Origin of the sequence: Streptomyces sp. CA-210063, assembly GCF_024612015.1 — a bacterium.
Classification (GTDB): Bacteria; Actinomycetota; Actinomycetes; order Streptomycetales; family Streptomycetaceae; genus Streptomyces.
On the sequence record NZ_CP102512.1, the window covers coordinates 4,574,394 to 4,595,410 of the forward strand.

The 21,017-nt window shown below is 67.9% G+C and carries 19 protein-coding genes; 1 reads left to right on the forward strand and 18 read right to left on the reverse strand.

Going from position 1 to position 21,017, the window contains the following annotated elements; translation table 11 throughout:
- Positions 1 to 96: 96 nt before the first annotated feature.
- The 11 genes from JIX56_RS19665 to JIX56_RS19715 form a co-directional block, all read right to left on the reverse strand.
- Entirely contained in the window at positions 97 to 1,113 is a 1,017-nt protein-coding gene (locus JIX56_RS19665) for a hypothetical protein (RefSeq protein WP_257542438.1), read from the reverse strand.
- A gap of 43 nt (positions 1,114 to 1,156) precedes the next feature.
- On the reverse strand, positions 1,157 to 1,441 hold the full coding sequence (locus JIX56_RS19670; protein WP_257542439.1) for a helix-turn-helix domain-containing protein: 285 nt from the start codon (positions 1,439 to 1,441) through the stop codon (positions 1,157 to 1,159).
- Positions 1,442 to 1,543: 102 nt separating this feature from the next.
- Entirely contained in the window at positions 1,544 to 2,689 is a 1,146-nt protein-coding gene (locus JIX56_RS19675) for a hypothetical protein (protein WP_257542441.1), read from the reverse strand.
- Positions 2,690 to 2,750: 61 nt separating this feature from the next.
- Complete coding sequence (locus tag JIX56_RS19680; RefSeq protein ID WP_257542443.1) at positions 2,751 to 3,518, reverse strand: hypothetical protein; 768 nt, start codon at positions 3,516 to 3,518, stop codon at positions 2,751 to 2,753.
- Positions 3,515 to 4,168 carry a hypothetical protein gene (locus tag JIX56_RS19685; protein WP_257542445.1) on the reverse strand — a complete coding sequence of 218 codons (654 nt, stop codon included), beginning with the start codon at positions 4,166 to 4,168 and terminating at the stop codon, positions 3,515 to 3,517. Before JIX56_RS19685 ends, JIX56_RS19680 begins: the two co-directional genes overlap by 4 nt.
- A complete protein-coding gene (locus JIX56_RS19690; protein ID WP_257542447.1) occupies positions 4,165 to 5,244 on the reverse strand; it encodes an ATP-binding protein in 1,080 nt (359 codons plus the stop codon). Before JIX56_RS19690 ends, JIX56_RS19685 begins: the two co-directional genes overlap by 4 nt.
- Before the next feature lie 34 nt (positions 5,245 to 5,278).
- Entirely contained in the window at positions 5,279 to 5,635 is a 357-nt protein-coding gene (locus JIX56_RS19695; RefSeq protein WP_257542449.1) for a hypothetical protein, read from the reverse strand.
- Between the two features lie 84 nt (positions 5,636 to 5,719).
- Positions 5,720 to 5,998 carry a hypothetical protein gene (locus tag JIX56_RS19700; protein ID WP_257542451.1) on the reverse strand — a complete coding sequence of 93 codons (279 nt, stop codon included), beginning with the start codon at positions 5,996 to 5,998 and terminating at the stop codon, positions 5,720 to 5,722.
- Between the two features lie 85 nt (positions 5,999 to 6,083).
- Positions 6,084 to 6,656 (reverse strand): hypothetical protein, encoded by a 573-nt coding sequence (locus JIX56_RS19705; RefSeq protein WP_257542453.1) that lies wholly within the window; start codon positions 6,654 to 6,656, stop codon positions 6,084 to 6,086.
- Between the two features lie 160 nt (positions 6,657 to 6,816).
- Complete coding sequence (locus JIX56_RS19710) at positions 6,817 to 7,053, reverse strand: hypothetical protein (RefSeq protein ID WP_257542455.1); 237 nt, start codon at positions 7,051 to 7,053, stop codon at positions 6,817 to 6,819.
- A gap of 37 nt (positions 7,054 to 7,090) precedes the next feature.
- Positions 7,091 to 7,951 (reverse strand): peptidoglycan-binding protein, encoded by an 861-nt coding sequence (locus tag JIX56_RS19715; protein WP_257542457.1) that lies wholly within the window; start codon positions 7,949 to 7,951, stop codon positions 7,091 to 7,093.
- A gap of 197 nt (positions 7,952 to 8,148) precedes the next feature.
- Between JIX56_RS19715 and JIX56_RS19720 the strand changes: the two genes are divergently transcribed.
- Positions 8,149 to 8,957 (forward strand): IS5 family transposase gene (locus tag JIX56_RS19720; protein WP_257542458.1). Its coding sequence is split into 2 segments (ribosomal slippage): positions 8,149 to 8,466 and positions 8,469 to 8,957, totalling 807 coding nucleotides; the frame shifts between segments, so codons are not numbered across the junction.
- 160 nt (positions 8,958 to 9,117) lie between these two features.
- On the opposite strand, the gene JIX56_RS19725 is transcribed toward JIX56_RS19720, so the two are convergent.
- From JIX56_RS19725 to JIX56_RS19755, 7 genes are all read right to left on the reverse strand, one after another.
- Positions 9,118 to 9,516: a nuclear transport factor 2 family protein gene (locus tag JIX56_RS19725; RefSeq protein WP_257542460.1), complete on the reverse strand. Its 399-nt coding sequence runs from the start codon at positions 9,514 to 9,516 to the stop codon at positions 9,118 to 9,120.
- Positions 9,517 to 9,703: 187 nt separating this feature from the next.
- A complete protein-coding gene (locus JIX56_RS19730; RefSeq protein WP_257542462.1) occupies positions 9,704 to 9,967 on the reverse strand; it encodes a hypothetical protein in 264 nt (87 codons plus the stop codon).
- Between the two features lie 82 nt (positions 9,968 to 10,049).
- Positions 10,050 to 12,974, reverse strand: a complete 2,925-nt coding sequence (locus JIX56_RS19735; protein WP_257542464.1) for a hypothetical protein — start codon at positions 12,972 to 12,974, stop codon at positions 10,050 to 10,052.
- 221 nt (positions 12,975 to 13,195) lie between these two features.
- Positions 13,196 to 14,299, reverse strand: a complete 1,104-nt coding sequence (locus JIX56_RS47665) for a hypothetical protein (RefSeq protein ID WP_306819864.1) — start codon at positions 14,297 to 14,299, stop codon at positions 13,196 to 13,198.
- A gap of 54 nt (positions 14,300 to 14,353) precedes the next feature.
- Positions 14,354 to 15,283 carry a hypothetical protein gene (locus JIX56_RS19745; protein ID WP_257542465.1) on the reverse strand — a complete coding sequence of 310 codons (930 nt, stop codon included), beginning with the start codon at positions 15,281 to 15,283 and terminating at the stop codon, positions 14,354 to 14,356.
- A 15-nt stretch (positions 15,284 to 15,298) separates the two neighbouring features.
- On the reverse strand, positions 15,299 to 16,195 hold the full coding sequence (locus JIX56_RS19750) for a phage tail family protein (protein ID WP_257542467.1): 897 nt from the start codon (positions 16,193 to 16,195) through the stop codon (positions 15,299 to 15,301).
- Entirely contained in the window at positions 16,195 to 21,015 is a 4,821-nt protein-coding gene (locus tag JIX56_RS19755) for a phage tail tape measure protein (protein ID WP_257542469.1), read from the reverse strand. Before JIX56_RS19755 ends, JIX56_RS19750 begins: the two co-directional genes overlap by 1 nt.
- Positions 21,016 to 21,017: the final 2 nt, after the last annotated feature.

The window sequence follows — 21,017 nt, forward strand, 5'->3', positions numbered from 1 at the left end:
AGTTCATCGACCCGAGAGGGGCAGAAGCCTCACCCTCAACTCGACACCCTTATTTTATAGGCATTACGGAGTGTGATCCAATCCTGGCGATGAGCGTTATCTTCTTGTGACTTGACGTCCAGCTGGGCGCTCCCTATTCCGGATCGCCCCCTCACGGGCGGCTCTCTGAGCCTCCAGCCGCGCGTTCTGGTACCCCTCGGGGTCCGCCTCCCGTCGGGCCAGGACATCCCGCCTGTCGGCCCGCATCTTTTCCAACCGCTCCTGCTCAGCCCGTCGCGCCGCGTCTGCGGCCTCCCGCCTGTCGTGCTCCCGGGCAGCTCGGGGAGACGTACCGCACGCCCGGCAGTTGGCTCCAGGCCGTTCCGTGTGTTTCCGGCAACGGGCAGCGGGAGCAGGCGGATTGCTCTCGGCGGCAGCGGGCTCCTCTGCGGCGTCAGCCGTGGGGGTAGGGGGGGTACAGGAAGGATCAGAGGAAGGAAAAGAAGGAAAGGAAGGGGTTCCACCGGTGGAACCGTCAGGGTTCCACGGTTGAAACTCAGTGGGTTCCACCGGTGGAACCCACTCTTCACCCCCATCCGGGTTCCACCCGTGAAACCCTGCGGCCGTCGAGGGCTCCTCTTCCGAGCCAGGATCCGACTGGCCGCCCTGCTCCCCCTCGTCGTTGACGGCCTTGGCGCGGGCCGCCCGGGCTGCCTCACGATCCTCCACGTCCCTACGGGTCATCGCGGGCCTCGACGGCTGGGCTCTGGTCACCCCTCTGCGGACCTTGTTCTGGTTCTTCGGCTTCGTCTCCCGCTGCGCCTTACGCGCTTCCAGTTCGGCTCGTGTGGGTGTGTCAGGCACGCCGTGGGGGAAGATCCGGTAGGCGGCGGAACGGCCTTCCTTGCCCGTCTCCAGCCGCTCCACCAGGCCCTTGGCGACCAGCTCGGTGACGATCGTGATGGCGCGTTTCTCCGTGACACCGATCCACGCTTCCAGGCGTAGCCCGCCGGGCCGAGCAATGCGGGTCTCGTCGTCGGCGCTGTCGGCGATCTTCATCAAGGCCAGCTTCTGCCCCTGGTTCACCTCTTCGGGCGGCAGGTAGGCGGCGGCGACCAGCAGGGCTATGGACATTCGGGCTTTCCCTTGAGCGGTGCGGGGCGGGGCGTCGGGGAGCTCATCTGTGTCGGAGGGATGGCACTCCGTCGGGGAAGACCCGGTAACTGACCTCGTCTTCGTGGCGGTCGACCGCAAGCAGTCCGCTCTCCGCCAGTTCCCAGACGATCTCGTCCGCCTGGTTCTCCGAGACGCCGGCCCACGACGCGATCCGCTGGAGGGTGGGGGTGGAGATACGTGTCTGGTCGTCGGCGCTGTCGGCGATCTTCATCAGGGCGAGCTTCTGCAAAGGGGTCACCTGCCTCGGCGACAGGTCGGCGGCGGCGAACAACAGGTGGACGGACATAGCACTCCTTGGGGAAAGCACGATCGGGGAGGGAGAGGCCGTGCACGCCACGGCCGGAGCCCAGGGGCGCGGCGTGCACGGCGGTCAGTGGGGAAGTCGAGGTCAGGTCGTGCCGGTGCGAGCGGGGCTGACCTTGATGGAGCGCGCCGTGGTCCGGCGGACAGTGCGCATCGGCACGGCGATCCCGGCCTCTTGCAGCAAGGCCACGGCGCGGTCCAGATCCGGTTCCGTCGGCAGGTCAACGCCCAGCTCACGGAAGCGGTTGATGACGGCGGCCCGGTCGACTTCCTCGTCCGTGACGTCTCGGCCGCCCTGCCACTTCAGCTCGTTGTCGCCGTACACACCTGGGGCGGAGGCATCGAGCTTGGCCCGGGCGAGCCTCTTGAACTTCTTGCCCTGGGTCTCCAGTTCGTGGCCGTGAACGTACTCGGCCAGCGCCTGGGCACGGTCGGCGTCGTCGTGGATGAGGATGGTCTGCACCGGGGCTCCGGGACGGACGCCGTGCCCCCAGCACCTGGTGCGGAAGACGCAGTAGTCGCAGATCGCGTCGAGGCCCGGCCCGTCGAAGTCCCGCTCGGCCTGCTCCGGGTGCTCGTAGCTGCGCACGAGTTCAACCCACCAGCGGGCGCGCTGCGCCTCCGCTTCGTCGTAGGCAAACTCCTGGATGTGCTCCTCGCCGTTGTCCCGGCACACGAACCGGAAACGGATGCGCTGCACATCGATCGGGCCGAGCCTCGACAGGGGCCGCTGGCCCCATCGGTCTTCGAATCCCACGGACCGCAGCAGGCCCGCGTACAGGTACACCTGCCGGATCTCCGCCTCGGTGGCTCCGTAGCGGACGACGCGGTCCCACACGAACAGGCTCTTCGTCTTCACGTCCTCGACGGTCACGACGTCGGCCGGCTGCTTCGGTCGCAGCCGCTTGGGCAGACGGCGCGCGGTGGCTGCGTCCAGGTGAACGGCGTCGATGTGTCCACGGATCAAGTCGTCTCCGACCGCGGTCTCGATCAGCCAGCCGTACTCGCGCTTCGCCGCCGTGAGGAGGCCCTCGTGCAGGTAGGTGCCGAGGATCGCAGCCCGCTTATCGGAGTCGTCGGTCGGCTCGCTCTCGTCGAGGATGTACGCCGCGCGTCTTTCGCACACGGTGTCGGACGCGCCCAACTGTCGCTGGCGGGAACGGGATCGTCTCGCGTCCGCTTCGTGCGCGGCAGGCCAGAGCGAGGGGGTCTTGGTGGTGAGTGTGGTCATCAGGTCTCCAAGAGGGACCGGGCCCCGCCCCATGGGCAGGGGCCCGGTGAGTGCGGGGGTGTCAGGCGTCGTGGACCGCTTCGAGCCGGTGGGCACCGCAGTGGTCGCAGAAGTTCGAGGTGCCGTTCAGCGGCGCCACGAAGCCGTGCGGCTCGGTCCTGTTCAGCGCGTCGATCTGCATCTGTGCCACGAGGAGATCCGCGGACAGGCGCAGTCCTTCCTCCCGCATGACTTGGACGGCGCGCGCCATCCCAGCAGCCGTCGGATCCTGCGGCGAAGGGCCGCTGTCCTGGGGCCCGACGGCGACGAGACCGAGCTCCTCGCAATGCCGCTCGTCGAGCGTCTGGCCGACAGGCTGTCCGTCCTGGGTGACACAACGACTGGTGGAGCTGCGGGGCTTGATCGAGGCGTTGGGAACCACGTCGGCCAGTGCCCAGTGGTTTGCCGATGACGGCACGGACGTTGCGGGCGACAGGAGCCGCATGCCCTCCCAGAGGGCGATCACGGGTGGCAGCGCCCGATGGTAGGCGCCGGTGACCCAATGGGTGGGCGTGTAGCCGCTGGTGCAGGAGTTCGGCCACCCGGCGCAGTGGCAGAGGTCCTCGTGTATCGCGTCGGCTACGGCGCGGTTCGCGACCCGGGCGAGCGCCGCCAGCTCCACGTCCGACAGCTCGATGCGGGGAAGGGCGGGCCAGCCCTCAGAGGAGCTGGCCTCCTTCTTCCAGTCTGTGACCGCCTCGGCCCGTACTGACGCGACGAGTTGCGTCGCCATGCGCTCGGTCCAACCGGCTTGCACCATGGCCTTGATCAGGAGGTCTCGCGCGCTCACGCCGCCGCCTCCGAACTACCCGGTCCGGCTGCGCTGTTGTGGGCGTATTGCGCCTCGCCGATGAACCGCCAGGTGGCGATCGTGTTTTCCACGGCCGCGAGCGTGGCCAGATCGTCCGCGCCCGCTGCTTCCGCCGACAGCTCGCCGAGGAACGCCTCCAGATCGTCCGCGTCGAGATACCTCGCCCAGACGAGCGCGGGCGGGTAGTGCTCCAGTCCCTCGACGGCCATCCGACGGAGCAACTTGACGGCATTCGCCCGGCCGGGTTCGAGTTCGGTGTCGGGAGGCAGCACCTCGATCACGTCGGCGGCCCCCAACAGGGCGTTCACCCAGTCGGGATCCTGCTGTGCCGAGGGCGTGACGGCCCTGCTGAGGGTGTAGCTGCGGATGCCGTCCGCCTCGTGCATGATCAGGAATCCGCGACGGTGCAGGTTCTGGAGGTCTCGGCGCGCGATCCGGCGGCCCGGTGCTGCGGAACCGCGTACGGCCTTGACCCTGGCCGTCGTCCACCGCCCGCCATGCGTCCGCATCGTGTCGAGGAGCTGGGCGAGCCGTCTCGGCATCGAGGCGGCTCCGAGTCCCTGGTTGCCGGTGATGCCCGGCGTCGATGCCTGCTGCTCCCCCGGCTTGACGGTTGCTTGCTGCGTCACGCTGCCTCGCCGCCCTTCTCACGCTCAGCGGCTGCGCGCAGCCTGGCGGCCGGGTCGTCTGAGACCGCGTCCGTGAAGTCCCGCTCCGGGGTGGTGATCTCGGTGTGCCGGGCCCTGATGGCGGCCTGAACGGTGGTTGCCTCACCGCGGGTCAACCCGGACTCGTCGGGCTTGGTGGCCCGCCACAAGGCGCTCAGGTCATCGGCGGTCGTGCAGGCGGCGACCCGTTGCAGCCAGGGCTGTACCCGGTCCCCGGCGAGGGCGGGCATCACGCGCGGCGCGGAGGCGGTGGAGCAACCGAGGCTCTCGAAGACGAGCGTTTCGATGGAGAAGTCCGGGACCTTGAGCGGCCGGCGCTTCTCGACGCGCAGTTTGAGGGAGCGGGCCTTGATGATCTGCGGGTCTTCGTCCCGCAGGAAGCGGACCCACACGGTGACGTCGAACCCGAGGTCCTTGTGGCCGCTGACCTTCCACTCCTTGCGGCCGGTGACCGGGTTGCCGAAGTCGTCGACGGCGGAGACCTGCTTGCCGCGAGCGAGGACGATGGCGATGCCGGGCAGGGTCTGAAGCAGGTGCATGATCCGCTGCCAGCGTTCGACAGCGTCGTTCCATAGGTTCATGGGGATGTCGACGGCGCTGTCCGGATCTTCGGCGAGGGCCTTGGCGTTCTTCTTGGTCCGGCGTGCTCGCTCCTGTGTCCAGTTCGTGAGCAGGCGCCACAGTGCGGACACGCTGTCGATGGTGAGGACGACGGGTGGTTCACCAGCTGCGGCTGCCTCGCGAGCAGCGTCGTGCACGGCTTCGATCTGCTCAAGGATGTCCCGGTAGGTGCCGTCGTGCTCGATGATCACGTAGTCGGCTCCGGGGATAGCCGCGTATTCGTCGGCGCTGCCTTCGGCGAGGTCGATCCAGTACATCTGGCCGATGCGCTTGGACGCGGAGAACTCGGCGGCCGAGTAGGTCTTGCCGCTCGCCTCCTCGCCCTCGATGAGGATCAGCGGCCATGGCACAACGCCAGTGGGCTTGCGGGTCTTGAGTTTGGGCCTGGCCGGGCGGGCCGGGGCAGGGGTAGTCACGTCTCTCTCCAAGAGGCAGTGGCTGGTGGGCAGTTCAGGAAGAGCGCAGAGCGCGCAGTTCGAAGAGGCGGGACCATTCGGGGTGCTGCTCGATGAGGAGCCGCACGTACCGGCTGCGGAAGTTGTTGTTGAGCCGGAATGGATCGCCTTCTGTGGCCTGTCCGTACCGCCAGCGCAGGACCTCGAAGAGCATGCCGATGCCGAGCTGTTTGAAGCCCTTGTCGGCGCAGTCCGCGGTCATGCGTTCCAGGGCTCGAAACACCCACGGGTTGAGGTCGTGGAATGCCTCGAAGCGTTCCTGGATGGACTGGTCGGCGGATGGGGCCGGGGCCACGAGTCGCCGGATGGCGTCGTCTTCCAGTCCAGGCAGCGGGGTCAGGCAGCGGTTCACGAACCCCCCTCTAGGTTCACTCTGTTTTGTAAACACCTATCTTGCGTGATGAGTGTGCGCTGTCAACCTTCGAGGGGTGGCAGGTCAGACGGACCGCAGGCGACGCATGGGGCGTTCGGGGCAGTCCGCAACCTGATGCTCGACACTGCCGCACACGCAGGACTGGAGCCTGAGCTTCGGCATAACGACATCGAGGACGGCAACGAGCGTGGCGGCGCGCACTGAGGCGCCGCCGACCTGGATATGGACTCGAAGCGCGTCGGCGACGACCTTGATGTCCCATCCGGCGACGGCGACGATCGGGCCGTCGCCGTGTTCAATGATGCGCACGTGCATCCCTTCTGAAATCACCTCAACTGACACACTTATTCTATAGGCATTCAGAGGGGGTGTCCACACAACGCCCTTGCCCCTGCCGGGAGTTCACGGCAGGGGCAAGGGCAGGGAGCTACGCCTTCGAGGCCGCGCGGGCCGCCGGCCCGCGCGGAAGGATCACCGAGCCGGGACCGTCATACCGCCGCTCACGCAGAGCCGACACGACCTCCCGGTCTGCGGCCCAGTCCCGCCCGCGGCTGATCGCCTTGAACGCCGGCCCCAATTGCTCAAGCGCCGTGTCCAAGAGCCAGAACTTCGACCCCGACAAGTCGTAGTCCACTGGCAGTTCCTTCAGGCTGCGCACGCGCTCCGCCAGCGTCTGCTGACTTACATCCCACAGCGCCGCCCCCTCCTGGAAACCGACGAGCGGCGGAACGTCGGCAATCGAGCCGATCAGGGCACCCCCAGGTTGCGACGCCTTGATCTCTTCGACGACCTGCTCGTTCGGCTCCTTAGGGCGCGGGCGATTGAGGCCGAACTCAACGGCGAAGTTCAGGAGCCAGTACGGTGCGCCGGACACGATCACGGCGTACTCGTAGTCGAGGGCGCCCCGGGTGATCCACTGCGACGCCTGCGCCGGCTTCACGCCGTAGAGCGCGCCGAACTCCTGGAGTCCCACCAGAAACGGCTTCTCCACCTTCGTCACCAGGACCACCTCCTCACCATCCGCCATTGCGCCTATAGAATACGGGCACCGTGTGATCGCGTGCCCGTGGGGAGCTACCAGCGGGTGTTACGGTGAAGGTCTCCAAGAGGCGAAGCCCCCACATAGTGGGGGCTTCTCCCTTTCCTGGCTGAGCCGAGCGTCAGGCCGCGAGGTCGTACGACGGCGGCTTCGCGTATCCGAGAAGCCAACCGAACCGCGGGGACAGGTGCTCCTCGGCGAAGCGGAACACGCCGTAGTAGGCGAAGGTGGCGATCGGGGTGAGCACTCCGGTGACGGCAGTTGCATCCAGGTGGAGGCCATGGCTCAGGGCGACTGCGACGAGCCAGCCGGCCACGGCCGGGACGCCGGTGCGCAGGAGTGAGGTGTAGAAGTTCACGATGTCGTGCTCCTTGGTCCTTGGTCTGAAGTGCGGGTCAGGAGAAGAGGCGCCGCCAGGTCTCGGGGCCGGGGTAGCCGTCGGCGTCGGACCCCGTCCACCCCTGGGTACGCTGGAAGGCCACGACGTTGAGGCGGTCCGCCTCCCCCCAGTCGCGAGACGGCCCGACGCGGTAGTGCTTGCCGAAGCCCCGGCGCACGAGCTGCTGGCCCAGCAGAAGGATCGACACGTTCGACTTGCCGGGGCCGAAGGCGTTCCGCCCCGGGAAGTTCGGCGGGCTGGGCTTCGCCGGTTCAGTCAGGGAGTCGTCCTTGAGCAGCACGGCGACACGAGCGCGGAAGTCGCGCATGTCGAACGTGGGATCGATCTTGCCCGGCTGCCACTCCTTGTGCCCGATGACGGACTCCGCCGTCCAGCCGTGCTTCCGGCAAAGGGCCGCTGCGGCGCGGGCCGCGGCTTGGACCTGCGCCTCAGGCCACGGGTCCTTCCCGTTGCCCGCGTTGATCAACTCGAAGCCGTAGAAGTGCGGGTTGCCGTCGGCGTTCCCCTGGTCGTCGACGGGGAGCTTCGTCTCGGCCTTGACTGCGGCCAGTACGTCGCTGTCGCCCCGGCCGGCGTGATTGGCTCGGCCCCAGCCGACGAGATGGACCGCGCCCGCCTTGTCGATCACACCGTGGCATAAAGGCCCCGGGAGATCGTCACGGCCGTTGTAGCAGAGGGCGACCATCCCGGAGGTGGAGGAGTACGGGCCGGTGTGGTGGATCATCACGCCGTTCACCGGCCCCCAGGCCCCGACGTGGTTCCGGTTGTGCGTGGCCCACGATCGAACCTCACGCACGTCCAGGCCTTCCGCCGTGAACGCGGACAGGGCAGTAGACGCGGACAGGGGTGTCGCCATCAGGCGCTCCTGCTTCTCCCCCGCGCCTGATCAGGCTACAGGCCGAGCCTGCCTGCTACGACGGCGACGATCACTCCAACTACGACGGGTGCGACCAAGGCTGTAAGCGCCAACCGCCTTACGAGCTCGTAACACGATCTTGTTGAAGTGCTCTGGTCGGGCGTGACTGATGTGACGATTCGGCCGTTCGGGAGGGTGTGAGTACTCGGCCGTGGATCGTGGATGACGACTTGTGGGCGTTGATCGAGCCACTGCTGCCGCCCTGGCCGGAGCGGGCGCCGGGGCCGCGGCCGGTGGCGGACCGGCTGTGTCTGCAGGGCATCCTGTACGTCCTCTGCAACGACATAGCCTGGCAACTGCTGCCGCTGGAGCTGGGGTTCGGCTCCGGGCAGACCTGCTGGCGGCGCCTGGAACGGTGGCAGCAGGCCGGTGTCTTCGACCAGCTGCACCGCATCCTGCTCGCCGAGTTGAACGCGGCCGGCGAACTCGACTGGTCGCGCGCGTGTGTGGACGGCTCCCACATCCGCGCGAAAAAGGGGGAGCCGACACCGGTCCGTCGCCGGTCGACCGGCGGAAGACGGGCAGCAAACACCACTTGATCTGCGACGGACGCGGCACCCCGCTCAAGGTCATCACTACCGCTGCCAACGTCAACGACGTCACCCAGACCCTCGCCCTGGTCGACGGCATCCCGCCCGTTGCAGGCCGCCCCGGCCGCCCGCGCCGCCGCCCCGACTCGCTGCTCGGCGACAAGGGCTACGACTCCAACTCCCACCGCGAAGAGCTGCGCAAGCGGCGGATCCTGCCGGTCATCTCCCGCAAGGGCTCCCCGAACATCAAAGGTCTGGGCAAACTCCGCTATGTCGTCGAGCAGACCTTCGCGCTTCTCCACCAGTTCAAGCGCCTCGCCGTCCGTTGGGAACGCCGCACCGAACTCCACGACGCCTTCGTTTCATTGGCCTGCGCCCTCATCTGCTGGAGGCGGCTGAAGAAGCACCGATCATGATCGTGTTGCGAGCTCATAGCGCCCTGTGTCCACGTTTCCGGGGGCGGGGCGACCTGGCTGTCAAGGTGCTCGATATGCCGTGCCGAACGAGGATGATTGAGCCCGGTGCGATGCACCACATCAACCCAAGCTGATAAGCCGCAGCCGGACCGCCCCGCGGTCAGGGCTGGTCGTACCAGGCAAACGCTGCGATCCGCCAGCCCTCGGAGGTGCGGACGAACTGGATGGTCTTGGTCCCGTCTCCCTCGAACGGCTCACCATCCAAGATCCCGGACTTGCGGTACTCGCCGAACCGCGACGCGATATCGCCCGCGATCTCTGTCCGTTCAGAGGTCTCCCACTCGGAGAACTCGACCAGCCGACCGTCGGTCAGCAGCCGCTGGCGAGGCTCGATGAACTCGTCCACGGTGTAGACCGTGAACTCCGGGCCGGTCTTGACGATCACGCCACCCGGAAGAATCAGCTGGCGGATCCGGGCCACGTCGGCAGCCTTGCCGCCCCGGTTGTCAAAGGCATCGAAGAACTCGGCGGTCACGACGTCTATCTCGATCTTGGACATGGCGCGACAGTAACAGCGAAGGGGCGGCGGACATCGTCGGTCTCGACGGGCTGCGGAATGTCGTCGAGGCAGACCGTCGCGCGCCAGTTCAAGCACCTCGCAGTCCGCTGGCAGACGGCTCGACCTCCACAACGCCATAGTCTCCCTGGCCTGCGGACTGATCTGCTGGAGACGACTCAACAGCCCTTCACCATGATCGTGTTACGAGCTCTACGGTTCGCGCCTCTTGCCTTTCCACATCGCGCTCGCGCTTGATGGCCTCGATGTCCTCCTCAAGGCCCTTGATCTTCAGCTCGTCGGTGCGCCGATCGGCTTCGTACTGGATCTTCGTGACCATCTCAGCGAGACGGGCACCGAGAGCAGCGAAGTCACTACGAAGAGCGTCGCGCATCTGCTGCATGGCCCGTAGCAGTTCCCACGGTGTGGGGTCCTGGCCCTGCGGCTCGGTCACGGTGATCCCTTCGGCTGCCCCGCGCCGCTGAAGATCAGTCTATGAGACGCGGGGCAGACCTGAATTGCCGTGCTGGGGCCGGTCAGGTGATGGCTTGACCGGTGTAGTCGTCGGCGGAGCCGCAGTCCTCTACCAGCAGGTAGGCGACGTTGCTGCTGCTGGCGGCGAGGGTCCACGTCTGTGCAACTCCGCCTTGAGTTCCGGTCCAGCACAGTGCGGCCGTGACATCGCTGCCCGTGGTGTTGGTCAGGATGGTCTGGACGGAAACGGCTGCGTTCACTGTGGAGGCTTGCAGATTGTTGACCCTTATCTGGTCCTTGTAAATCGTCCCGGACACGGTGTTCTTGCGGATTCGATATAGCGCGTAGCTGTCGCTTGCCGCGCTGTGCAGCGCCCAGAGGGAGACACGGTAGGCGCGGCCGGTCTTGAACGTGATGCTGCCGGTGGTGATGAGGGCCGTCTCCGTACTGGAGAACGTGACGTTCGCGGTCAGCGTCTTCTGTGCGACAAAGCCGCGCCCCTGGGATTTGCCGTAGACGCTGAGATCTCGGTCGATCGCGAATCCGCTGGAGGTGAGCTTGGCAGTGGCCTGGGACGAGCTGGAGGGCGCGTCGCGAACGTGTAGCTCGATGGACGATCCGGCGGCCGATGTATCAGCGCCGTACCCGTTGATGTAGGCAACTCCGTTGCCGCTCAGATCGTTTGCATAGACGTTGAAGATCGCTCCCGAGTAGCCCGGAACGTGGCTTTGCAGGAACAGCCCTGTCTCTTGACTTGAACCGGCTACCTGGGGAGCACTCAGGGAAATGCTGGGAACTTCGTAGGTGCCCGAGGAATCTGAGGCGTACGCGATGGCGGTATTGAGTTCTGCGGGTGCCGATTCATCGGCGCTGCCGGAGTAGAACTCAATCGATCCGGTCTCCGGATTGGTGTTTCCGGGGCTCATGACAACTCGTTGTCCGCTCTCGGCGGTTTGAAGGGTGCTGCCGGTGAGGACGGCTCCGTTGATCGTCTTGCCGTTGATGGCGTCGGCGTCGAGCTTGTCCGCCGTGATTGCCCCGGCCTTGATGTGGGTCGCTTCGATCGCGCCCGCCGAGATCTTCGTTGCCGTCACGGCATTGGCCGCGATCTTGTCCGCCGTGACGGAGAGTGCGTTCAGTTTGTCCGTGGTGACGGACAAGGCCGCGATCTTCTCGGCCGTGATGGCCAGGGCCGCGATCTTCTCTGCGGTCACCGCTCCGGCGAGGATCTTGGGCGCGGTGACTGCGCCGTCGGCGATTTGTACCCCCGGGACCACCGGTCGGACGACTGCGTTGTCCCACAGCACGGCTCCGGCGGTCGACTGGTACGTCTCCACCCAGACCGTGGCGGCGGTGGTGTTGGCCGGCGCCGTGACCGTGGCGGCAAGGCGCTGCCACGAGCCGCGGGCCGGGACGTCCACCTGGGCGACGCCGAAGCCGACGGTCGCGCCCGCGCCGTCCTGCCACCGGGCGTAGAACTTGAGCGCGCCTCCCACCCAGTCGGCGGACGCGTTGGCGTCGATGGCGAGGTAGAGCTGCTCTCCGCTCAGGATCGGCATCGACGTGAGGTTCAGGGATCGTGTCGTGGCGGCCGTCGCCGTGGCGTCGACGCGGAGTGCCTTCGCGGAGCCGTTGCCGCCGGAGACGACGGACCATACGTTCGTGGCGATCGCCGCGGTGTAGGCACCTTCGAACGATGGGTCGCTGAGCACGTTGGTGCCGCCCGCGACGACCAGTTTGTCCGTGGAGACCGAGGCCGCCGCGATCTCGGTTGCCGTGACCGAATTCGCGGCGATCTCGCGGCCCGTGATGGCATCAGCCGCGACCTTCCCGGCGATCACCGAGTCAGCCGCTAGCGCGGCGGCGGTCACCGAGCCGCTCACGAGGTTGGTTGCGTCGACGATCCCGGTCTTCAGCGCCTCGATGGCAACGGCGTCGACCTGCATGACGGCCGGGGAGTCGGAGACGCCCATCGAGGCGTAGTTGAGCCACAAGTAGGGGGTGATGTACCGGACGGCGTCGTGCACGGTGCCGGGCGAGCGCGGGTCGTTGTTGGGGCCGGCGGAGCCTGCGGCTGCGCGGTCCTTGAGGTAGCCGACGACCGTGACCCAGCCGTCCGTGGTCAGCAGCGATCGATACGACGCCGCGATGTAGTAGTGGCTGTTCGGGGTGTTCGCCCCGGCGCGGTTGACCAGGGTGGTCTGGTCTGCGCCCACGCCGAGCACGCCGACGTAGAACGCGTCCGGGCCGGCGGCAAGTTGGGCTGTGGCCCTGATCCGGGCGCTGATCCGGTACAGGACACCGGGCTCGTACGGGACGAGGGTCGTGCCACGAAGCCGGATGAAGCCGCGGGCTTCACCGACGTTCGCGCCGGTGGGAGCGTCCGGTACGCCGGTGAGGTGCGCCCACGTGGCGCCGCTGCCCTGATCGGTGGTCTGCCAGGCGGCGGCCTCGCCCATCGTGTCGATGAGGCGCTGGCTGGTGGCGTCCGCGAGCGCGCCGCCGAGCGAACTGAGGGTGATCGCGCCGCTCGCGACTTTGCCCAGCGTCACGGAGTTGGCGGCAAGCTTCTCGGCGAGCACCGCGCCAGCCGCGAGCGCGCTGGAGTTGACTGCCCCGAGGGCGAGCGCCGCGTCGGTGACCGCGCCGCGTGCGAGCTTGGTTTCGTCGATGATCGCGTTGACGAGGTCATCAGGGACGGCCTTGCGCGCCTGGCCCTGCACAGGGGTCGAGGGCTCTCCGGCCGTGCCGGAGGTGTTGACCGCGATCAGGCGCACCCACAGCGGGGTGTAGGTGTCGGTGGCGAGGGTGATGCTTCCGCCGGCGGCCGTGTGGAAGGCTGCCACGGGGCTGCTGGTGTCCGGTTCGGCGTCGGCGGTCGTCGACAGGTGGACCTGGACTTCGGCCAGATCGAGGGGAGCGGTCTCGGCGTTCGCCCACGTTCCCGGCCAGGTCACGGTGAGCCCGGACAGCGCGGACTCAACCACGGGCGGCGTGGGGGCGGGGGGCGGCGGACCGTTGTGGGCGATGAAGCCGACGGTGCCGTCGTCTTGGAGGCCCATGCTGCCGCGCAGGGCGCCGTCCTGGTCGTAGACCTCGATCGCGCCGCCCTCGACCGACGAGAACGCCATGCGTGCCGTGCGGGTGGTTCGGGAGAGCTGCTTCTCCAGGACGGCGACGCGGGCGGCCAGGCGGGCGAGTTCGCTGCTCACGCGGTGCCTCCCCCGTAGGTGAAGCGGTCCGCGCGCTGGAGTTGGATGACTGCCTGCTCGGGGGCGTCTTCGGTGGCTGGCCGGATCTGCCAGCCAACGATGCGGCACCAGGCGTCGAAGTCGGTCCACTGGTCGTGGACCCGGACGCGTACGTCGTCGCCGATCTGCCACGAGCCGATGCGCGCCGACGGATGGTCTCGGAGGGTGATCTCGGTGACCTCGCCGATCACCTGGCGGGAGATGCGCTCCTTGCGGGCGCGGGCGGCGAGCCGGTCGTTCGCCTTCTCCTCGGGTACTTCGAGGAGGTACTCCAGGCGCAGGCGGCCGTCGCGTACGGCATCGATGGCGCGGCGCCGGTTGCGGCCCTCGCCAGCGCCGAGGGCGACGACGACTTGGGCGGCGCTGTCGGCGTCGTACTCGATGGGCACGGCCCGGGTGATGTTGATGCCGGACTCGAAGTGGATGTCGGTGCGGCGGCGGCCGAGCCGGGGCCAGCCGATCCGGATGCGGCCTTGCGGGGTGCCGCTGCTCCAGGTGACCTCTTCGGTCCATTCGGGGCCGCCTTCGACGACGACCATGTCCTCGATGACGTCGCCGAGCGACGGCGTGTCCCACCAGTCGATCCGGTAGGGGTCTTCCGGGGTGCCGACGGTGGCCTTGGAGGTGGTGTCGTCGACCTGGATGCCGAGCTGGCTGTCCGGCTGTTCCTGGCAATAGGCCCAGACGTCCCGGATGACGGTGCACGGGTCGGCGTAGGTGTAGGGGCCGCGTGCGTTGAGCTGGCCATGAAGGTCATAGCGGCGGTAGGGGTAGGAGCCCCAGCCGGAAGCCTCGATGGTGAGTTGCTGGCCCTCGGGGTCGGCTCTCCAGATCAGGCCGCCCCACAGCAGCCGTCCGTCCCGTTCGGCGTAGATCTTGGTGGTGCCGGGGTCGAGCTGCGCGCGGATCAGGTGGGCCAGGCGGGGCTCGACGGTGGCGGTGAAGATGCCTGTCGCGGACAGTGCGGGCCCGAACTCGACGTTGTTCAGGGGCAGGTCCCAGGCGAGGACCTTGTTGGTGAGCGCGTCAGCGGTGAGGTAGCGGTACGACGGCGACGCCATCAGGCGCGATCCTGCTTCTCCCCCGCGCCGTGGTGTGGTGGTGACGGTGTCGTGTCAAACGACGCCTTCCGTGAACTCCACGTCGGCGATCAAGGAAGTCGCAGCGTCGACACCGAGGTTGCCCCACTCGGATTTGGAGGGTTGGGTGCGCACGAAGAGGTCCTGGGTGGTGCCGCGCAGGGCCGCAGCGAGGGTGATGGTGTCGGCGAGGACGACGGTGTTGCGGCGGATGTTGGCGCCCTGGTCGTCGTCGATGGCGGTGGTCTGCCCCGTGTCGGTGCCCAAAGATGTCTGCATGTTGGCGAACACGTCGGATTCCGAAAGACGAAGGCCCGCAAGAGTCACCAGCAGCTTGGCGCTCGTCGCCCAACTCGGGATCGGGACCTTCCAGCGGGCGGCGGCTGGCCAGTTGTACCACTGGCCGTTCTGCGCGACCAGCCGGTTCAACGCGCTGGGATAGGCGGTGTACAGCGTCCGCTCGCGTCGAGGGTTCGCGATCTGCCTCAGGTCCGTGACCATGGCGTTGGTGATGGTGGCCGTGTTCGCCGGAATGTCGAGGCGCGCCAACGGGATCGCCGTCATTCCGGACGGGACTACCTTCGCCGTGGCGGAGACGCCCGACACGACATGGAAGTAGCCGATCTCGTCGGCAGCAGGGTCACGGTTGCCTTCGTACTCCGGATCCTCAACTCGAAGGCACACGAGGTCGGATCGGCCTGACGAACCGGTGGGAGCGATCGGCACGATGGCGTCACCCACGTTGTACTGCGTGTAGGAGCCCTGCCCCCACGCGGCGCCGCGGACCACGGCGGAGCCATCGCCGACGCGGACGCCGGCGCCGGGGGTGGCCCACTCCCGGACCTTCAGGTCGTTCCCTTCGGTGACACCCTGATTGCCTCTCGCGAGATCTCTGATCATCATGCGGAAAGCGCGCGCGGGGTGGGTGCCGCCGTGGGTCAGCATGGGCGGCTGTATCAGTGCCATCGGGTGGTGCTCTCCTTACAGGGCGGTATAGGCATCGCGCCACGACACCGTGAGGCGAGTGGAGTTGGTGTAGTCCGCGCCGATCCACCGGACTTCGCTGGTGCCGGGGGGAAGCTGGAACAGGTCCAGGCGGGAGGCGGCGGACAGCGCCGAGGAGGCGTTGCCGCCGTTGCGCAGGATCCATCGGGTGCCGGGGCGCGTGTCGATCTGGAGGGTGTCGTTCTCGCCGAGGGTCAGCGCGAGGTCGAGGACCTGGCCGGTCTCGGTAATCCAGATACGGGGGCTCACGACCGGGCCCTTGATGGTCAAGGCGGGCCAGGCGGGCAGGTCGCCGTTGTTGGTGGCCCAGCCCTTGCGGTCCGTCGGGTCGGCGACCCCGGTGGTGATCGGCGCGACCACGGGGGCCTTGAAGCCGGTGCCGCCGCTGGAGGCGAGCGGTAGGGTGACCTGCTGCTCCGGCTCCCCGTGCCAGCGCGGGTCGGTGGCGGTGAACTCCAGCGTCAGCGGGATCCAGCCGAACACGGACTGGGCCATGGACACGGCTTCGACCCGGCGCACCCTGCCGTACAGCCGCTTGACGTCCTCGCGGCCGGGCCAGAGCACGCGAAGGGTCTGCAGCGCGCCCGCGGTCTTCCGTGCGGCGGGGTCGGAGGCCGCCTGGTGGAGCGCGGCAAGGACCTCGGCGGCTGCCTGCGGATCGCCCGGCGTGCGTATGCCGGCCTCGATCGTCACGGTGCGGGCGCTGTAGTAGTCGACGCCGGGGAACGCCCCGTCGTCCGTCGGCAACTCGACGTCTTGGGCCCGGACTTCGGGCGTCCCGAGCCCGGTGATGTCCCCGATGGGGCAGGGTGTTTCGGGGCCCAGGAGGACGCCCGCGAAGTCGATCTGCCACTCGCGTGTGATCGTCGCCATCACAGACGCCCTCCTCGCTGGGCGTTCCGCAGACGCCGCATGATCTCCGTGCCGACGCGGTCGGCGGCTTTCGCGTCCGCGCCACCGGTGACGGTGATCGGCATGGAGCCGACCAGCGCGGCGGGCTGTTCGCGTACGACGACCACTTGCACGGCGCTCGCCGGCCGGGCGTCCACGAGCGGCATCGGGCCGGTGACTCCGCTGGGGGTGAGGGTGTAGCCGAAGCGGTGGGCGACGTCCTTGAGGACCGCGGTCGCCGAGGTCCTCTTGTCGGCGCCGAGGGGCAGGAACGCTTCGCCGCCGGTGGCGGGCTCGGCGAACCGCACGATCCCGTTCGAGGTGGCATAGATGCCCGGGGTGAGGATGCCGCCGTTGAGGTAGGCCAGCCCCTTGGACGCCTTGTCCAGGTCGCTGAGGAACCGGCTGGCCTTGGAGCCTCGGGCGTCCTTGATACGGGTGCGGCCGAGGGTGGCTACCTCGATGATGCGGTCCTCGTCCAGCTCGGTCTTCTCGGCGACGGCGTGGATGCCGACTTTGCCGGAGGTGATGGCGGAGATGATCGCTACGAGGTCGGGCAGGTCCTCGTCGGGAAGCGCCTTGGAGGCGGCCTTCGCCTGGCTGTTGGCCTTCTTGGCCTTGCTCGGTGACTTGACGGCCTCGGCGGCCAGGTCCTCGGCGTCTTCGTCGCCCTGCTCGGCGAGCATCGTCGCGAGGTCGCCGTACCCCATGGCGGCGAGCTTGGACAGGTTCTTCTCGAAGGCGGTCTGGTCCTTGATGGCCTGCTGGAGTTGGGTCGTGTAGTCGGAGAGGGTGGCCCGTACGACGAGTCCCAGCTTCTCCAGGTCCTTCGTCATCTCCGCGATGTACTTGGAGCTGCCGGTGGCCATCTTGTGGGTGAGTTCGACTCCGTCCTCCCCCATGGCCTCCAGGGCATCGGCCACGTCCTGCCCGGCACGGCGGGCGACGGTGGCGAGGTCCTTACGCCACTTCTGGGCCTTCTTCACCGCCTTGTCGAGGTTCTTCTCGAACAGCTTCAGGTCGAAGACCTCGGTCTCCTTGCCGTTCTTCTTCACCGTGCGCATGGAGTCGGAGCGGATCGAGGAGACCGACACCAGTTCCGAGGTCGTGGACGGGCTGTACGACCAGCCGCTCAGCCCGCCGTCGGCGTACCACTCGACGCCCTTGCCGCCGAGGCGTCGTACGACTTGCTCGGTGATCGCGCGGGACCGGGTCCGCTTGTTGTGAGCGAGCGGGATGTACGCCTCGGGGCCCGCGGCTTCCTCCGCCCAGACACGCCAGGTTCCCTGCCGGGCGATCTGGGCGATGTGCTCTTCGCGGACACCGCCGTCGGCGTAGAACTCCAGGATGGAACCGTTGGCTTGTTTGCTCGGCGCCTGAATGGAGTCGGGAACTCCGTTGGCGTCCTTGTCCCACGAGGTGGCCTGCCGCTGGTAGATCAGCGGCACGAGGACTGGGGCGGGTGGCGTGGCGCTGACGGTCACGGTGACGGACTTGGACCCGGGGATGTTCGTCACCGAGACGCCGATCGCGTCCAACTGCTGCTGTACGGCCGCCATGTCGCCGGACAGCAGGGCGCTGGTGAGAGCGGACGCGGCTTCGGTGCCCTTCGTCGCCGCGACCTGCCGGATCAGTTCCAGTGCTCCGGACCATTCGGCGTGGGCGTCCTTGCCAGCCTTGCCGAACGCGGCGACGACCCCCGACAGATCGGGGGCAGAGATCGGGACGTCGGAACCCCAGATGGCCTGGAGGCTGTCCATCGCGCGCTCCGTGTCCCCGGACAAGAGGGCGTCCTGGAACGCGGTGGCGGCGTCCTGTCCCTTCCGCTTGGCGACCTGGGCAAGGAGGCCGAGGCCCCGTTCGAACTTGTCGTTCGCCTTGCCCACGGACTTCTCGACGGCATCGCCGAGGTCGACCATAGCCATCTGCTCCGTGACCTCTTGGAACGCGACGGGGTCGTTGCGCTCGGAGGCCTTCGCCCAGGCGCGGCCGATCTTCTTGCCGTACTGCTCCGTGATCTGCGCCGTCTTCTCAAGGCCCAGCCGATAAGCCTCAGTTGACCGCTCCGCGTCCTCAGTGACGATGGCACGCAACTCGTCCGCAACCTTCGTCTTGCCGTCTTTCAACTGCCCGACGAGTTCGTCCAGCATGGGTGCGGAGTCCACGCCGAGCTCAGCGAAATGATCGGCTAGGTCGTCGTATCCCTGTACGGCAAGCTCGGACAGATTGCCCTGGAAGGCACGCTGCGCCTCCAGCTGTTTGCGCAGCTCCTCCATGTAGCCCGACAGCTTCACCTTGGCGTTGTCGGCGTCCTTGCCTGCCTTGCTCATCGCCTCAGCAGCGGCGGTCTGCGCGTCTCGGAATGCCTGCGACGGGTTCACGGCGTCCCCGACCGCATCCCCGAGCGCCTTCATCTCGTCGGTGATCTTCGCGGCGCCGGTCTTGTCGACGTCAGCGAGTCTGAACAGGTCGAACAGGCCGCCGCTCGCCTTGGCCTGCTGCTTGATGCGGGCCTCCACGATGGCCTGCTGTTCGGCGAGTTCGGCTTCCTTCTTGACGGCGTCCGACCACACCTTGTGCCGCTCGTCGAGGACCTTCTTCGCTCGCGACCACCTCATCAGGTCGTCGCCGTCCTCCTTACCGGCACGAACCTTCCCAAAGAACTCGGAGGCGTCATTGTCAAGACGAGCCTTGAGCGCGGCCAACTTCCCGCCTCCAGCGGTGATCGCGTCGATGGCCTCCGTTGCGGTTACGCCAACCTTCTTCAGGTCCGTGAGGGCTCCGTCCTCGGTGAGCTGGTCAACCAGTTCACGGATCCCAACGCCGGTCGTGCCCTCGTCTCTCTCCTCTTTCAGGGCCTTCACGAGTTCCTCGGTGGCGTCCTTCGCTCGCTGCTTGGACGCCGTGTAGGCCGCGTATCCGGCGATGCCGAGCGTGAGTACGCCGAGGAGGCCCGTGACGGCTAGCCCTGCCCCGGCGAGTACTGCGGGCATCGTCGCCCCGCCGGTGGCTGCGGCTGCCTGAGCTGCGCGGAACGCGGCGATCTGCGCGGTCACCTTCGTGTATGCACCGCGCAGCAGGAGCAGCCCGGCGGCGGACGCGAGGGTGAGCGCCAGTGCGGACTTCATAGGTCCAGGGAGGTCGTTGACTGCCCCCACGACGGTGTGGAGGACGGTGCCGATCGCTTTCAGCGCGGGCAGTAGGGCCCGCCCGATGTCGATGCCGAGCGCCCGCGCCTGGTTCGCGAAGATCGCCCACTGGCCGGACACGGTGTCCGTCTGGATCGCGTACGCCTTCTGCGTGGCCTCGGCTCGCGCCACCTCGTTCGCGATGCCCGCGTACGTATCGGCGTAGTTCTGGCCGCCCGCAGCCGCGAGCGCAAGGGCAGCCCGGGTGGCACGGATGTCCTTCCACATGTTGGCGATGCCCTCGGCGGTGTTCCCGGCCGCGCCGTTCAGCTTGTTGACGACGACGTACAGGCCGTCCTGCTCCACTGCGGATGCCGCCGACTCGTAGCCGAGGTCCTTGACCGCCTGCCGCAGGTCCTGCGTCGGCTTCATCACACGGGTGAGCAGCATGTTCAGCGCCGTGACCGCCTCGGCGGCCGGGATGCCGGACAGTGTGATGGCCGCGAGTGCCGCCGACATGTCGTCGAACTCGACGCCTGCTGCTGCGGCCATCGGCACGACATCACCGAGCTGCTGCGCGAGTTCCTCGTAGCTGATGACGCCGAGGTTGACGGTCTGGAACATCACGTCCATGACGTCGTTGGCCTGGCTGGCCTCCAGGCCGTACGCCTTCATCACGCCCAGCAGAGCCCGCGCAGACGTCTCGGTCGTGGTGAGGCCGGCCGATGCACCCCGTGCCGCGACTTCGAGAATCTGCATGGCCTCGGAGCCGTCGAAGCCGGTCGAGACGACCTGGTAGAGGCCGTCGGCAAGCTGTTCGGCGGTCTGCGGAAGCCGCGTGGACAGCTCCACGATCTGGTCGGTGAACGCGGAGACGTTGTCCGAGTTGATCTGCTGGGAGATCGTCATGACGTTCGCCATGGCTCTCTCCAGCTGGATCGCCTGCGCGACACCGACGCCGAGCGCGGCGCCTATGAGCAGACCGTTCTGTGCCAGTGACGCGGCCTGCGCGTTGCGGGCCGCCGCAAGTTGCGCTTCAGCGCGGGCGGTCTGACGGGCGGCTGACTGCGCCGTTCGGCCAGCCGCGGACTGCGCCTCATCGCGCAGGGTGACTGCGGAGCGGGCGCGGGTCTCGGCAGTCGCGACGAGGTTGCTGGCTCGGGCCGCGGTCTGCTGAGCGGACGCGGCGCGGGCCTGTGCCTGGGCGTGGTCTTGTGTGGCGCGGGCTGCCGCCGTCTGGGCGGCAGCGGCCGTACGGGCAGCTGCGGCAGCGCCGCGGCCGGTGGTGGTTGCTGCCCGGTCGGCCATCCGCTGGGCGAGGGCCTGGCTCCGCGCCGCCCTCTCCCCCGTCGCGAGTTCGGCGACGCGGGCCCGCTCGGCGCGGGCCGCCGTACGGGCAGCGATCCCTTGGGCACGGGCGGCGTTCTGCTGAGCGGTCGTAGCCCGCTGCACGGCCTGCGTCGCGCGCGACTGGGAGGCCACGATCTGCGCGGACGCAGCCGCTTGGGTGCGGGCCAGATTCTGCGCCGCCGCTTGGACCCGGTTCAACCGGCCGTTGGTGGAGTCGAGTTGGCCGTCGAAGGCTCGGAGCTGGGCGGCTCCTTGCCGTAGGCCTGTGGAGAGACCACCGGTGGTGGCGAGCAGGTTGACGTACAGGTTGTACGCGCCGGCCATCG

Excerpts from the sequence above, each read along its gene's own strand:
- JIX56_RS19665 (WP_257542438.1), bottom strand. The coding sequence starts at position 1,113 with ATGTCCATAGCCCTGCTGGTCGCCGCCGCCTACCTGCCGCCCGAAGAG.
- JIX56_RS19670 (WP_257542439.1), bottom strand. The coding sequence starts at position 1,441 with ATGTCCGTCCACCTGTTGTTCGCCGCCGCCGACCTGTCGCCGAGGCAG.
- JIX56_RS19675 (WP_257542441.1), bottom strand. The coding sequence starts at position 2,689 with ATGACCACACTCACCACCAAGACCCCCTCGCTCTGGCCTGCCGCGCAC.
- JIX56_RS19715 (WP_257542457.1), bottom strand. The coding sequence starts at position 7,951 with ATGGCGACACCCCTGTCCGCGTCTACTGCCCTGTCCGCGTTCACGGCG.
- JIX56_RS19725 (WP_257542460.1), bottom strand. The coding sequence starts at position 9,516 with ATGTCCAAGATCGAGATAGACGTCGTGACCGCCGAGTTCTTCGATGCC.
- JIX56_RS47665 (WP_306819864.1), bottom strand. The coding sequence starts at position 14,299 with ATGGCGTCGCCGTCGTACCGCTACCTCACCGCTGACGCGCTCACCAAC.
- JIX56_RS19745 (WP_257542465.1), bottom strand. The coding sequence starts at position 15,283 with ATGGCACTGATACAGCCGCCCATGCTGACCCACGGCGGCACCCACCCC.
- JIX56_RS19750 (WP_257542467.1), bottom strand. The coding sequence starts at position 16,195 with ATGGCGACGATCACACGCGAGTGGCAGATCGACTTCGCGGGCGTCCTC.
- JIX56_RS19755 (WP_257542469.1), bottom strand. The coding sequence starts at position 21,015 with ATGGCCGGCGCGTACAACCTGTACGTCAACCTGCTCGCCACCACCGGT.